This is a genomic window from Streptomyces sp. NPDC054783 (assembly GCF_053611725.1).
On record NZ_JBSHAY010000005.1, the window covers coordinates 186,772 to 200,532 of the forward strand.

11 protein-coding genes are annotated in these 13,761 nt (G+C 70.6%); 7 read left to right on the forward strand and 4 right to left on the reverse strand.

The genetic code is table 11. The features are described from left to right. Positions 1 to 59 precede the first annotated feature (59 nt). Positions 60 to 545 carry a MarR family winged helix-turn-helix transcriptional regulator gene (locus ACWGJ5_RS12600; protein ID WP_453309714.1) on the reverse strand — a complete coding sequence of 162 codons (486 nt, stop codon included), beginning with the start codon at positions 543 to 545 and terminating at the stop codon, positions 60 to 62. Between the two features lie 252 nt (positions 546 to 797). Between ACWGJ5_RS12600 and ACWGJ5_RS12605 the strand changes: the two genes are divergently transcribed. Further along, positions 798 to 1,589 (forward strand): RNA polymerase sigma factor SigF, encoded by a 792-nt coding sequence (locus ACWGJ5_RS12605; protein WP_453309715.1) that lies wholly within the window; start codon positions 798 to 800, stop codon positions 1,587 to 1,589. 40 nt (positions 1,590 to 1,629) lie between these two features. Here ACWGJ5_RS12605 and ACWGJ5_RS12610 read toward each other — a convergent pair whose 3' ends face one another. After that, on the reverse strand, positions 1,630 to 1,944 hold the full coding sequence (locus ACWGJ5_RS12610) for an ANTAR domain-containing protein (RefSeq protein ID WP_453309716.1): 315 nt from the start codon (positions 1,942 to 1,944) through the stop codon (positions 1,630 to 1,632). Positions 1,945 to 2,071: 127 nt separating this feature from the next. On the opposite strand from ACWGJ5_RS12610, the gene ACWGJ5_RS12615 reads away from it, so the two are divergent. Further along, positions 2,072 to 2,881 carry a VOC family protein gene (locus tag ACWGJ5_RS12615; RefSeq protein WP_453309717.1) on the forward strand — a complete coding sequence of 270 codons (810 nt, stop codon included), beginning with the start codon at positions 2,072 to 2,074 and terminating at the stop codon, positions 2,879 to 2,881. Between the two features lie 26 nt (positions 2,882 to 2,907). On the opposite strand, the gene glgX is transcribed toward ACWGJ5_RS12615, so the two are convergent. Both glgX and ACWGJ5_RS12625 read right to left on the reverse strand, forming a co-directional pair. After that, on the reverse strand, positions 2,908 to 5,061 hold the full coding sequence (gene glgX, locus ACWGJ5_RS12620; RefSeq protein WP_453309718.1) for a glycogen debranching protein GlgX: 2,154 nt from the start codon (positions 5,059 to 5,061) through the stop codon (positions 2,908 to 2,910). After that, entirely contained in the window at positions 5,058 to 5,693 is a 636-nt protein-coding gene (locus ACWGJ5_RS12625; RefSeq protein ID WP_453309719.1) for a pep a2, read from the reverse strand. The genes glgX and ACWGJ5_RS12625 overlap by 4 nt, the downstream gene beginning before the upstream one ends. Before the next feature lie 326 nt (positions 5,694 to 6,019). Here ACWGJ5_RS12625 and ACWGJ5_RS12630 point away from each other — a divergent pair, with 326 nt between their 5' ends. The 5 genes from ACWGJ5_RS12630 to glgB all read left to right on the forward strand — a co-directional run bounded on the left by ACWGJ5_RS12630 (position 6,020) and on the right by glgB (position 13,738). After that, positions 6,020 to 6,319, forward strand: a complete 300-nt coding sequence (locus tag ACWGJ5_RS12630; RefSeq protein WP_453309720.1) for a DUF5133 domain-containing protein — start codon at positions 6,020 to 6,022, stop codon at positions 6,317 to 6,319. A 107-nt stretch (positions 6,320 to 6,426) separates the two neighbouring features. After that, positions 6,427 to 8,418, forward strand: coding sequence for an alpha-1,4-glucan--maltose-1-phosphate maltosyltransferase (locus tag ACWGJ5_RS12635; protein ID WP_453309721.1), 1,992 nt, complete (start codon positions 6,427 to 6,429; stop codon positions 8,416 to 8,418). Further along, positions 8,415 to 10,133, forward strand: a complete 1,719-nt coding sequence (gene treS / locus ACWGJ5_RS12640; protein ID WP_453309722.1) for a maltose alpha-D-glucosyltransferase — start codon at positions 8,415 to 8,417, stop codon at positions 10,131 to 10,133. The genes ACWGJ5_RS12635 and treS overlap by 4 nt, the downstream gene beginning before the upstream one ends. A gap of 31 nt (positions 10,134 to 10,164) precedes the next feature. Then, entirely contained in the window at positions 10,165 to 11,532 is a 1,368-nt protein-coding gene (locus ACWGJ5_RS12645; RefSeq protein WP_453309723.1) for a maltokinase N-terminal cap-like domain-containing protein, read from the forward strand. 4 nt (positions 11,533 to 11,536) lie between these two features. Beyond that, positions 11,537 to 13,738: a 1,4-alpha-glucan branching enzyme gene (gene glgB / locus ACWGJ5_RS12650; RefSeq protein ID WP_453309724.1), complete on the forward strand. Its 2,202-nt coding sequence runs from the start codon at positions 11,537 to 11,539 to the stop codon at positions 13,736 to 13,738. Positions 13,739 to 13,761 lie beyond the last annotated feature (23 nt).

Below are 13,761 nucleotides of genomic sequence, written 5' to 3' on the forward strand. Positions count from 1 at the left end.
GGTTGCTGCGGTGTCCCTCGTCATGGCCTGCGGACCTCCGTCGTGATCGTCGGCCTCCGTCATGCTTCCTCGGTCTCCTCGTGCAGGCCGGCCGCCAGCCTGCGCAGCGCCGGCAGGGCGGCGCGCAGGGCCTCTCGGTCGGTGTCGTCGAGGCGGGAAACGTGCCGGCCGACCAGTTCGGCCCGGCGCCACTTCCAGTCGCCGAGCCGTTTCCCGGCGGCCGCGGTCAGCTGCAGCCGGGCCGCGCGCCGGTCGGCGGGGTCGGTCTCGCGGAGCAGATATCCGGCCCGGACCAGCTGGTTGACCAGGGTCGACACGGAGTTGCCGGCCAGGTGCAGCGTCCTCGCCGCGTCCGAGATGCCGATGCCGGGCCGGGACTCGACCAGCCGGAGCAGCTCCACCTCTGCACCGCGCAGCCGGGGCTCGCTCAGCCCGTCGCGCAGCCGCCGTCGGACCAGCCGCTGGATGCGCACCAGCGCGTCCGCCAGCTCCTCCGAAAGGGTCTCGGACTCCGTTGCCGCTCGCGGCACCGTCTCGGGTTCCACGCCAGAAGATTACCTCTGTGACAGAGATACTTCCCGCCAAGGGGAGGTCAAGGCCAGTCCGACCTTGCATCCCATTTGTACTTAATTGTTTTGTGATGTCCGGGACGGGGAAAGCGAAGGGCAGTGCTTCGGACCGGAGGCACGTCCGTGGGAGTCGGCACACAGCCGGACGCCCCGCTTTCCATTTTCCCGGTCCGAGCGCGCCTCCCACGGTGTCTGTACATCCAGCACCTGCTGAGAGAGGTGCGCACCATGCGTGTCACCGGCAGCACCACCTCCCATCCCCACGACGACGCCCCCGACACGGCGGACTCCTTCGAGCGGCTCGCGAAGCTGCCCGACGGCCCCGAGCGGCGGGCGCTGCGTGATGAACTGGTCCAGTTGTGGCTGCCCATGGCCGAGCGGATCGCCGTGCGGTTCCGCGGCCGTGGGGAGACCCTGGAGGACCTGTACCAGGTGGCCGCCCTCGGCCTGGTAAAGGCCGTCGACCACTACGACCCCGGACGTGGCCGTGCCTTCGAGGCGTACGCCGTGCCCACCATCACCGGCGAGATCAAGCGCCACTTCCGCGACCACATGTGGACCCTGCACGTGCCGCGCCGGGTGCAGGACCTGCGCAACCGGGTCCGCTCCGCCGGCAAGGAACTGGCCCAGAGCACCTCGGGGCGCCCGCCCACCGTGGCGGAGATCGCCGCCCACACACGGCTCACCGAGGACGAGGTCCGCACCGGCATGGAGGCCCTCGAGTGCTTCTCCGCACTGTCCCTGGACGCCGAGGTGGCCGGCACCGACGGCTACGCCCTCGGTGACTCCCTGGGCGGACCCGACCCCGGATACGACCTGGTGATCGACCGGACCGCCGTCAGGCCCTGTCTCGAGGCGCTGCCGGAACGCGAGCGCATCATCCTCTACCTGCGGTTCTTCCGCGGGATGACCCAGAGCCGGATCGCCCAGCAGCTGGGCATCTCGCAGATGCACGTCTCCCGGCTGCTCAGCAGCTGCTTCGACCGGCTGCGCGAGGAACTGCTCGCCGAGGCCCAGTGATTCACGCCGGCCCGCCGTACGGCCGGCACGCCCCCGGAACTCACTCCTCCAGGGTCCCGGGCACCTGAGTGGGACCGTACCGGTCCAAGGCGTCCTCCAGCTCCGCGCGGACGTCGGGGGGAATGTCGCCGCGGCGGCCCCAGATGAGGATCAGCTCCGCGATGTTGCGCAGCTTGATGTTGGTGTGCTGGGAGACCTCCCGCAGCACCTCCCAGCCCTCGTCCGGGGTCACCCTGCCCAGGGCCACCACCATCCCTATCGCCTGGTCGACGACCGCGTGGGAGACCACGGCCTCCTTCATCTGGTCCACCTCGGCCTGCAGCTCGGAGATCCGGTCGGGCTCGTTCGCTCCCATGCCCCCATCGTGCTCGCCGGCCTGCACCGATGCCACCGGGGGTACTCGGCAGGCATCCGCCCCCTTCCGGTTGGACACTGGTGCGAGAGCGGTGGCCGCCCGGCCCCGAGAGCAGGACGCGACTGACATGAACCACAACGCCCCCGTCAGTGGTGGACCGCGCAGACGAGACGTCGTCTCCACGCACTCCGTCTTCGGCGCCCCGTGCTGGGTGAGTCTGACCAGCCGTGACCTCGCGGCCACCCAGGACTTCTACTCGGCCGTCCTGGGCTGGCGCTGGCGCGGCGCGAAACTCGGCGAGCACTTCCGTATCGCGCTGGCGGACGGGGTGCCGGTGGCCGGGATCGCCGCCGTCGCGGCCATGTGGCAGATGGCCGTGGCCTGGACGCCGTACTTCGCCGTGCCGGACGCCGATGTGGCGGTGTCCCGGGTCCGCGAGCGCGGCGGTACGGCGGCCGTCGGACCGCTGTCCTTCCCGCCGGGCCGCGCCGCACTGCTCGCCGACCGGGACGGGGCCACCTTCGGCATCTGGCAGGGGGAGCTGGTCGCCAACTGGGAGGCATGGCGGCGGGCGGCACCCACGTCCATCCGGCTGCACACCCGCGACGCCTTCGACGCCGCGATGTTCTACGGCGAGATCCTCGGCTGGGCGTCCGGGCTGCCGGGCTGCTGCGAGGTGGAGTACGAGGCCGGTGAGGTGGTGCTGCGCAGCCAGGGCGACATCGTGGCGCGCATCGACTCGGGCGCGGTGGAGTCGGCGCCGGATCCCTCCGTCCGGCCGCACTGGCAGATCCACTTCGCCGTCGCGGACGTCCCGGGCTGCGCCCGGGCAGCGGAGAAGCACGGCGGCAGCGTGCTGAGCGAGGACGAGGACGAGGCGATCCTCCGCGACGCCGACGGGGCCCAGTTCACCGTGAATTCACGCCGGGTGCGCTGAGCGGGCCGTCTCCCGCGGACAGCCGCTCAGTGCGCCATGCGCGCCACCCGTGACGGGCGCGACAGCAGAACGAGACTGCGGGCCTCCGCGCGAAGCCTCGTGCCGGCCTTGCGTTCGCGTTCGTCGGGCATGCCGTCCGGGTCGGCGGTGTCGATCAGGGTCGTCCAGCGCTCGCCGAAGGTGCCGTCGGGCAGGCGGAAGTCGACCGGTTCCCAGTAGCCGTTGACGAGCAGCAGAAAGGAGTCGTCGACCATCCGGCGCCCCTGGGCGTCGCGTTCGGCGATGGCGTCACCGTTGAGGAACACCCCCACCGAGTGCGCGTCCCCGCGTTGCCAGTCCCGGGCGGTCATCTCACGGGCGTCGGGCCTGAGCCACATCAGGTCGGGCAGCGGCTGCCTGGCGTTGGTCGCGGTCTCGCCGCGGAAGAAGCGGCGCCGCCGTAGCACGGGGTGCCCGGCGCGCAGGGCGATCAGGTGCCGGGTGAACTCCGCGAGGGCCTGCTGCTCGTCCGTCAGCTCCCAGTCGATCCAGGAGATCTCATTGTCCTGGCAGTAGGCGTTGTTGTTGCCCTGCTGGGTGCGGCCGAGTTCGTCGCCGTGGCAGAGCATCGGGATGCCCTGCGAGAGCAGCAGCGTGGCCAGCAGGTTGCGCTGCTGCCGGGCGCGCAGTTCGAGGACGGCCGGGTCCTTGGTGGCGCCCTCCACGCCGCAGTTCCAGGACCGGTTGTGGCTCTCGCCGTCCCGGTTGTCCTCGCCGTTGGCCTCGTTGTGCTTGTCGTTGTACGACACCAGGTCGCGCAAGGTGAAACCGTCGTGCGCGGTGACGAAGTTGACGCTCGCGCGCGGTCGGCGCCTGCTGTGCTGGTACAGGTCGGAGGAGCCGGTCAGCCGGGAGGCGAACTCGCCGAGCGAGCCGGGCTCGGCCCGCCAGAAGTCCCGTACGGCGTCCCGGTACCTGCCGTTCCACTCCGACCACAGCGGCGGGAAGTTGCCGACCTGGTAGCCTCCCTCCCCCACGTCCCAGGGCTCGGCGATGAGCTTGACGCGGCTGATCACCGGGTCCTGCTGGATCAGGTCGAAGAACGCCGAGAGCCGGTCCACCTCGTGGAACTGCCGGGCCAGCGTGGCCGCGAGGTCGAAGCGGAAGCCGTCGACGTGCATCTCGGTGACCCAGTACCGCAGCGAGTCCATGATCAGCTGGAGTACGTAGGGGTGCCGCATCAGCAGGCTGTTTCCGGTGCCGGTGGTGTCGTAGTAGTGCGCCCAGTCGCCGTCGACCAGGCGGTAGTAGGACGCGTTGTCGATGCCGCGGAAGGACAGCGTGGGGCCCATCTCGTTGCCCTCGGCGGTGTGGTTGTAGACCACGTCGAGGATCACTTCGAGGCCGGCCGCGTGCAGCGCCTTCACCATGGCCTTGAACTCGTTGACCTGCTGGCCGAGGGTGCCGAAGGCGGCGTAGGCGTTGTGCGGGGCGAAGAAGCCGATGGTGTTGTAGCCCCAGTAGTTGGACAGGCCGCGGTCCTGGAGCACGCCGTCCTGCACGAACTGGTGCACGGGCATCAGTTCCACCGCGGTCACGCCGAGCGAGGTCAGGTGCTCGACGACGGCGGGATGGGCGAGCCCCGCGTAGGTGCCGCGCAAGCGCTCGGGGACGTCGGGGTGGCTTCGGGTCAGGCCGCTCACATGGGCCTCGTAGATCACCGAGTCCGCGTACGGCGTCCGGGGCGGACGGTCGTCGCCCCAGTCGAAGTACGGGTCGGTGACCACGCCCAGCATGGTGTGCCCGGCGCTGTCGGCGGGAGCGGGGCCGTCCGGGGCGCGCTCGTACAGCGAGGCGTGGTTGTCGATCCGGCCGTCCACGGCGCGGGCGTACGGGTCGAGCAGCAGCTTCGCCGGATTGCACCGGTGGCCGAGCGAGGGCTGCCAGGGGCCGTACAGCCGGTAGCCGTAGCGTTGGCCCGGCGCGATGCCGGGCAGGTAGGCGTGCCAGACGAATCCGTCGACCTCGTGCAGCCGGACGGGGGTCTGCTTGCCGGCATCGTCGACGAGGATCAGCTCTACCCGCTCGGCCACCTCGCTGAACAGGGCGAAGTTGGTGCCCTGTCCGTCGAAGGCGGCACCCAACGGGTAGGGCTGCCCACTCCACACGGGCAGCCCTTTCCTGGTCCTGCGGGCGGTCACCGGCTGCCCTCCAGGGCGTCGTACAGGCCGGTGGCCGGCACAGCGGTCGCCTCGTCCGGATCGGCGGCCGGCACGACCACCACATCATCCGGACCGGCAGCCGGCGCGGCGGTCGGCACGGGTGCCAGCGCGCCCAGCGCGTCGTCCATGGCGCCCGCCGGCGCGGCCAGCACCACGACCCGCTCCTCGCGCGGCACCTGCAGCCCCTGCTGCAGCGTCGGCTCGGGGGCGGTCGGCACCAGCGGGACGCGCTGACCGGCGCGGGCCCGCTGCGAGAACCAGATGATCTTGCTGCCGGTCTCCGAGGCGCAGCAGCCCCAGCCGTCGCTCATGGCGGCGATGTCCGCCAGGCAGGACCGCAGGTCCTGGTCGGGGCGCAGGTCCGGGTCGTCGTCGCCGAAGGCGGTGATGAGGTGCTGTCCGTTCCACCACATCTCGATCGACGTGTGCTTGTCGGAGGCGTGCTGGTCGATCGCCCGCAGCAGCAGTTCGGCGCCGCGGCAGACGGGGTCCGCGAGGTTCTCGAGGTCCCAGTAGCGGAGGTGGGCGGCCAGGATGCGGCTGACCTGACCCACCCGTTCCGGGCTGACTTCCACATCGAGGTGGTAGTAGCAGGGCACTGCGGTCTTCATCGTCGCTTGCTCCTCACCGGCGAAGCTCTCGCTCCCCTCGCCCGTCCGGGAGAGATCCCGGATGCCCGTCCGGGAGGGATCCCGGACACATAGCGTGAGCGCTGATCGCTTCTGAGTCACCTCCACGGTGACGGCGCTACGCCATTCGTGCAACACGAGGGTCCGACACGTTCCGTCGTTGAAGATCCAACAAGACGCTGCGTCGTCGTCCGTGCACCATAAGTGAAAGCCTCGATCGCCGTAACGGTGCCGTGCCCTTCCGCGCGCGGACACCACCCGACCGTCGGGAACGCGCCCAGTCGAGAGCGTGGAAGGTGAAGAGGGCAATGCTGCTACCCGCCAAGGCCGAAGTGGCCCGGGCGTTGCGGCGTTACCGGGCGTGGGAGCGCGTGATGCTCGCCTCGCCCCACGACCGCACGGTCCGGGCCACCTTCGAGGACTCGGGCTACACGCTGTGCGTACTGATGGGCAAACGCTGCGCCCGCGAGGCCGCGGACGCCGCCGAACGCTATCTGCGCACCAATCTGGTCACCTACCTGCGCGAGCAGGACGGACGGCCGCGGCCGCGTCGATCGGCCAGAAGAGCGCCGCCACCGGAGCGGCGTTCCACGACGCCAAGCCCCTGACCTGGCACCGTACAAGGCGTTCCCCCCGGGGCCGGCGTGAGTCGGCCCCTCTCGGATCGCGAAGCCGGGCCGGGTGCCCGGCTTCGCGCACGGCGGAGGTGAGATACATGCGCAGGACCCCGGCCATCGGCCGCGTCCCGGTACGTGACGTCCGGCCGGCCGTGGAGTGCGGCAGGCGCCCGGCGAAAGCGGTGGCCGGTGAGACCTTCCAGGTCACTGCCACCGTGTTCCGTGAAGGGCACGACGCCGTGGGCGCCAATGTGGTCCTGCGCGATCCGAAGGGCCGCCGTGGCCCGTGGACGCCGATGCGGGAGCTGTCCCCCGGCAGTGACCTGTGGGGTGCGGACGTCACCCCGGACGTGACGGGCCGCTGGACCTTCCGGGTGGAGGCGTGGAGCCATCCGCTGGCGACGTGGCGGCACACCGCCTCGGTCAAGGTGCCGACCGGGATCGACGTCGGGCTGGTGCTGGAGGAGGGCGCCGAGCTGTACGAGCGCGCGGCCGCCGGAGTGCCGAAGGGTCCGGAGCGAAACGTTGTCCTCGCCGCCGCACAGGCCCTGGGCGACGACGCCCTGCCGGTGCACGAGCGCCTGGAGTCGGCCCTGGCGCCGGAGGTGGACGCGCTGCTGACGCGCTATCCGTTGCGCGAGCTGGTCACCGCCTCCGACCCGATGCCGCTGCTGGTCGAGCGGGAGCGGGCGCTGTACGGCTCCTGGTACGAGTTCTTCCCGCGTTCCGAGGGCACGGCAGAACAGCCGCACGGCACCTTCCGTACGGCCGCGCGCCGGCTGAAGCCGATCGCGGACATGGGATTCGACGTCGTCTATCTGCCGCCCGTCCACCCCATCGGTACGACCTTCCGCAAGGGGCCCAACAACACGCTCACCGCCGGGCCGGAGGACGTGGGCGTGCCGTGGGCGATCGGCTCTCCCGAGGGCGGGCACGACGCCGTCCATCCCGACCTCGGCACGATCGAGGACTTCGACCACTTCGTGGGCGAGGCGCAGAAGCTGGGCCTCGAGGTCGCGCTGGACTTCGCGCTGCAGTGCTCGCCCGACCATCCGTGGGTGCACAAGCATCCGGAGTGGTTCCGTCATCGCCCCGACGGCACGATCGCCTACGCGGAGAACCCGCCGAAGAAGTACCAGGACATCTACCCGGTCGCCTTCGACGCGGACATGGACGGACTGGTCGCGGAGACGGTGCGCGTTCTGCGGCACTGGATGGGCCACGGGGTGCGCATCTTCCGGGTCGACAACCCGCACACCAAGCCGGTCGTCTTCTGGGAGCGGGTCATCGCCGAGGTCAACCGCAAGGACCCGGACGTGGTCTTCCTGGCCGAGGCGTTCACCCGGCCGGCGATGATGCACACCCTCGCCCAGATCGGCTTCCAGCAGTCCTACACCTATTTCACCTGGCGCAACAGCAAGCAGGAACTCACCGAGTACGCCGGCGAGTTGGCGGGTGAGGCAGCGGCCTACATGCGGCCGAACCTCTTCGCCAACACCCCGGACATCCTGCACGCCTACCTCCAGCACGGCGGACGCCCCGCCTTCGAGGTGCGGGCCGTGCTCGCCGCGACCCTCTCCCCCGCCTGGGGCATCTACAGCGGCTACGAGCTGTGCGAGAACACCCCGCTCAGGGAGGGCGGCGAGGAGTACCTCGACTCGGAGAAGTACCAGCTCAGAAGGCGGGACTGGGAGGGGGCGGCGCGCGCGGGCCGGACCATCGCGCCCCTCATCACCCGCCTCAACACCATCCGACGGCAGCACCCCGCGCTACAGCGCCTGCGGAATCTCCGCTTCCATCAGACCGACAACGATGCCGTGCTCGCCTACAGCAAGAGCACGGACGCGGACACGGTCATCGTGGTCGTCAATCTCGACCCGCACCACACCCAGGAGGCAACGGTCTCGTTGGACATGCCGCAACTCGGCCTGGACTGGAACTCCGCCCTGTCCGTGCACGACGAACTGACGGGTGAGACGTACCACTGGGGCAGGACCAACTACGTGCGCCTGACGCCCGGCAGCGCGCCGGCGCACGTGCTCCACGTCGGGCGATCGACGCCCCAGAACGGAGGGCCCGCAGCCTCATGACCGTCAACGAACCCGTACACGACACCTTCGAGGACACGCCGGCCAAGGACCGGGATCCGGAGTGGTTCAAGCGGGCCGTCTTCTACGAGGTCCTGGTCCGCTCCTTCCAGGACAGCAACGGCGACGGCATCGGCGACCTGAGGGGTCTGACCGCCAAGCTCGACTATCTGCAGTGGCTGGGGGTCGACTGTCTGTGGCTGCCGCCCTTCTTCAAGTCGCCGCTCAGGGACGGCGGTTACGACGTCTCCGACTACACCGCCGTGCTGCCCGAGTTCGGTGACCTGGCCGACTTCGTGGAGTTCGTGGACGCCGCCCACCAGCGCGGCATGCGCGTGATCATCGACTTCGTCATGAACCACACCAGCGACCAGCACCCGTGGTTCCAGGAGTCCCGCAAGAACCCCGACGGCCCCTACGGGGACTACTACATGTGGGCCGACGACGACAAGCAGTACGAGGACGCCCGGATCATCTTCGTCGACACCGAGGCCTCCAACTGGACCTTCGACCCGGTGCGCGGCCAGTACTACTTCCACCGCTTCTTCTCGCACCAGCCGGACCTCAACTACGAGAACCCGGCCGTGCAGGAGGAGATCCTGGCGGCGCTCAGGTTCTGGCTGGACCTCGGGATCGACGGCTACCGGCTCGACGCCGTCCCCTATCTCTACGCCGAGGAGGGCACCAACTGCGAGAACCTGCCGGCGACCCACGAGTTCCTCAGGCGGGTGCGCCGCGAGATCGACGCGATGTACCCGGACACCGTGCTGCTGGCGGAGGCCAACCAGTGGCCCGAGGACGTCGTCGACTACTTCGGCAACTACGCCTCCGGCGGCGACGAGTGCCACATGGCGTTCCACTTCCCCGTCATGCCGCGCATCTTCATGGCCGTACGCCGCGAGTCCCGCTACCCCGTCTCCGAGATCCTCGCCAAGACCCCCGCGATCCCCACCGGCTGCCAGTGGGGCGTCTTCCTGCGCAACCACGACGAGCTGACCCTGGAGATGGTCACCGACGAAGAGCGCGACTACATGTGGGCCGAATACGCCAAGGACCCACGGATGCGCGCCAACATCGGCATCAGGAGGCGGCTCGCGCCCCTGCTCGACAACGACCGCAACCAGATCGAACTGTTCACCGCCCTGCTGCTCGCGCTGCCCGGCTCACCGATCCTGTACTACGGCGACGAGATCGGCATGGGCGACAACATCTGGCTCGGCGACCGCGACGCCGTGCGCACCCCGATGCAGTGGACCCCCGACCGCAACGCCGGCTTCTCGACCTCCGATCCCGGACGCCTGTACCTGCCGACGATCATGGACCCGGTCTACGGCTACCAGGTCACCAACGTCGAGGCCTCGATGTCCTCGCCGTCGTCGCTGCTGCACTGGACCCGCCGCATGATCGAGATCCGCAAGCAGAACCCCGCCTTCGGACTCGGCTCGTTCACGGAACTGCAGTCCTCCAACCCGGCGGTCCTGGCGTTCTTGCGCGAGTACGGCGACGACCTCGTGCTGTGCGTCAACAACTTCTCCCGCTTCGCGCAGCCCACCGAACTCGACCTGCGGGCCTACGACGGCCGGCACCCGGTGGAGCTGATCGGCGGAGTGCGCTTCCCCGCCATCGGTGAACTTCCCTACCTGCTGACCCTGCAAGGCCACGGCTTCTACTGGTTCCGGCTCACCCGAGTCGCATCCCGCATCGGCCGCCGACGCTGAACGACCGGCGCCGAGGAAAGGACGCGTCACCATGCCGAAGACCATCACTGTCCGACCGAGAACGGCGGGCGGCCTCGACGGGCCCCTCGCCTCCCTCGGCGGGCTGCTGCGCCAATGGCTGCCCAGGCAACGCTGGTTCGCCGGCAAGGACCGGCCCGTCACCGATCTGTCGGTGCTCTCCCTGACCGAGCTGTTCCCGGGATGTCTGCATCTGCTGGTGCACGCCTCGCACGCGCCCGTGCCCACGCCGGGCGGCACTCCTCTGCCCGGTGACTGCTACCAGCTGCTGCTCGGCCTGCGCGAACACCTCGCCCCGCGACTGGAGCGGGCGTACATCGGGCGGGCCGAGGAAGGCCCGTTCGCCGGGCTCGCGGTCTACGACGCGCTGCACGACCCGCGCGCGGCGAGCCTGCTGCTGGAGCGGCTGCGACAGCCCGGCGCGGCCGGCCCGCTGCGCTTCCGGGCCGACCCCGCGGCCCGCGTGCCCGGCGGTCTGCCGCCGCGCCTGCTGGACGCCGAGCAGTCCAACTCCTCGATCGTGTACGGCGACGCGTACATCCTGAAGGTCTTCCGCCGGATCCAGCCGGGCGTCAACCCGGATCTGGAGGTGACGGCCGCGCTGGCCGCACAGGGGTGCACCCGGGTGCCGGCACCGGTGGCCTGGTTCGGTACGACCGCGCCGCAGCCGGCCACGCTGGGCGTGCTGCAGCCCTTTCTGCCGGACGCGACCGACGGCTGGACGCTGGCGCTGCGCGCGCTCGCCGCGGGTGACGAATTCACCGCCGAGGCCTGGGCGCTGGGCCGGGCCATGGCCGAGGTGCACCTCGCACTCGCCGAGGCCTTTCCGTCGGCCGGGCCGGGCGGCGAGAACGGCCGTACGGCCGAGGCGATGTGCGCACGGCTGGACGCGGCCGCGCACGCCGTACCGGGGCTGCTGCCCTTCGTGCCGGGGCTGCGGGCGGCGTTCGGAGCGCTCGCCACCTGCGACTCCGGGCCGCCGGCCCAGCGCATCCACGGCGATCTGCACCTCGGTCAGGTGCTGCAGGCCGGCCGTGACTGGTTCGTCATCGACTTCGAGGGCGAGCCGTCCCGGCCGCTCGCCGAGCGGCAGGCCCCGCACTCCCCGGTGCGGGACGTGGCGGGGATGCTGCGCTCCTTCGACTACGCGGCCCGGCAGCGCCGCCCCTGGCGACCCGAATGGGCGCGCCGCTGCCGGGAGGCGTTCTGCGCGGGCTACGCGGCCCGCGCCGGCTGGGATCCACGCAAGAAGCACGCGCTGCTGCGCGCGCACGAGACGGACAGGGCGGTGTACGAGGTGCTGTACGAGGCGAGACACCGGCCGGACTGGATGCCGGTACCGATGGCGGCGATCAAGCGGCTCGCCGTGTGGGGAGGATGACGTCATGGCTCTGCGCGACACCTCGCTCCCCGAGGCCGCCGGCCCCGCGCCGGCGCCGGCCCTGCCCCTCGACCCGGCCGATCGCGGCCGGCTGCTCGGCGGCGCCCATCACGATCCGCACGCCCTGCTCGGCGCCCACCCGGTCCCGGGCGGCATCCTGTTCCGGGCCCTGCGCCCGAACGCGCGCGTGGTGAGCGTGGTGGTCGACGGGATGCGCAGCCCGCTGCGCTCCGAGGGCGACGGTCTGTTCGCGGCCGTCCTGCCGTACCCGGAGATCCCGTCATACACGCTGCTGGCGACCTACGACGACGCCGAGCAGGAGGTGCACGACCCGTACCGTTTCCTGCCCGCCCTGGGCGAGCTGGACCTGCATCTGATCCGGGAGGGGCGGCACGAGCAGCTCTGGCAGGCGCTCGGCGCCGAGCCGATGACGCACCAGGGCGTGACCGGCACCCGCTTCACCGTGTGGGCGCCCAACGCCCAAGGGGTGCGGGTGGCCGGGGACTTCACGTACTGGGACGGCACCCAGTACCCTATGCGGTCGCTCGGCGCGTCCGGGGTGTGGGAGCTGTTCCTGCCCGGGATCGGCGAGGGCGCCCGCTACAAGTTCGAGATCACCTCGCGCTACGGCCACCGCTTCCTCAAGGCCGACCCGATGGCGCGGTGCACGGAGACGCCGCCGGACACCGCGTCGGTCGTCGCGGTCTCGCGGTACGAGTGGGGCGACGCGGAGTGGATGGCGCACCGGGGTGACACGCCCGTGCACCAGGCGCCGTTCTCCGTCTACGAGGTACACCTTCCGTCCTGGCGGCCAGGTTTGACGTACCGCCGGCTGGCGGAGGAACTCCCTGCCTACGTCAGGGAGATGGGCTTCACGCATGTCGAGCTGATGCCGGTCGCCGGGTATCCGTTCAGCGGCTCCTGGGGCTACCAGGTCACCTCCTACTACGCGCCGACGCCGCGCCTGGGCGCCCCGGACGACTTCAAGTACCTGGTGGACGCGCTGCACCGGGCCGGCATCGGCGTGATCATGGACTGGGTGCCGGCGCACTTCCCGAAGGACGACTGGGCGCTGGCCCGGTTCGACGGGGATCCGCTCTACGAGCCCGGGAACGCGACGCGCGCCGAGCACCCGGACTGGGGGACGTACGAGTTCGACTACGGCCGCACCGAGGTGCGCAACTTCCTCGTCGCCAACGCGGTGTACTGGTGCCAGGAGTTCCACATCGACGGGCTGCGGGTGGACGCCGTCGCCTCGATGCTCTACCTGGACTACTCGCGGGACTCCGGCCAGTGGCAGCCGAACGTGTTCGGCGGCCGGGAGGACCTGGACGCCGTCGCCTTCCTGCAGGAGATGAACGCCACCGTCTACCGGCGCTGTCCGGGCGTGGTGACCATCGCCGAGGAGTCCACCGCCTGGGACGGGGTGACCCGGCCGACGGACAGCGGCGGGCTCGGCTTCGGGCTGAAGTGGAACATGGGCTGGATGCACGACTCGCTCCAGTACGTCCAGAAGGAGCCGGTGCACCGCAAGTACCACCACAACGAGATGACCTTCTCGATGGTGTACGCCTACAGCGAGAACTATGTGCTGCCGATCTCCCACGACGAGGTGGTGCACGGCAAGCAGGCGCTGGTGTCGAAGATGCCGGGCGACTGGTGGCAGCGGCGGGCCAACCACCGCGCCTATCTGGGCTTCATGTGGGCCCATCCGGGCAAACAGCTGTTGTTCATGGGGCAGGAGTTCGCCCAGGGGGCGGAGTGGTCCGAGCCGCACGGCCCCGAGTGGTGGCTGCTCGGCGACGACTACCACTCGGCCGGGGACCACCGCGGCGTGCGGGACCTGGTACGGGATCTGAACACCGTGTACCGGGCGACGCCGGCGCTGTGGCAGCGGGACACCGACCCGGGCGGTTTCCGGTGGGTGCTGTGCGACGCGGCGGACGACAACGTCTTCGCGTTCCTGCGCTACGCCGCCGACGGCTCCCCGCTGCTCGCGGTGTCGAACTTCTCCCCGGTCGTCCGGCACGAGTACCGGCTGTGGGCCGGCGACGAGATCGCGGCCTGGCAGGAGGAGCTGAACACCGACGACGTCCGCTACGGCGGCAGCGGGGTCGGCGATGAGGGGCTGCTGAAGCCCGAGGACGGGTTCCTCAAGCTCACGTTGCCACCGCTCGCCACGGTCTGGCTGACGCCGGAGCGCTGAGAACCGCAGGTGTCGGCGGCCCG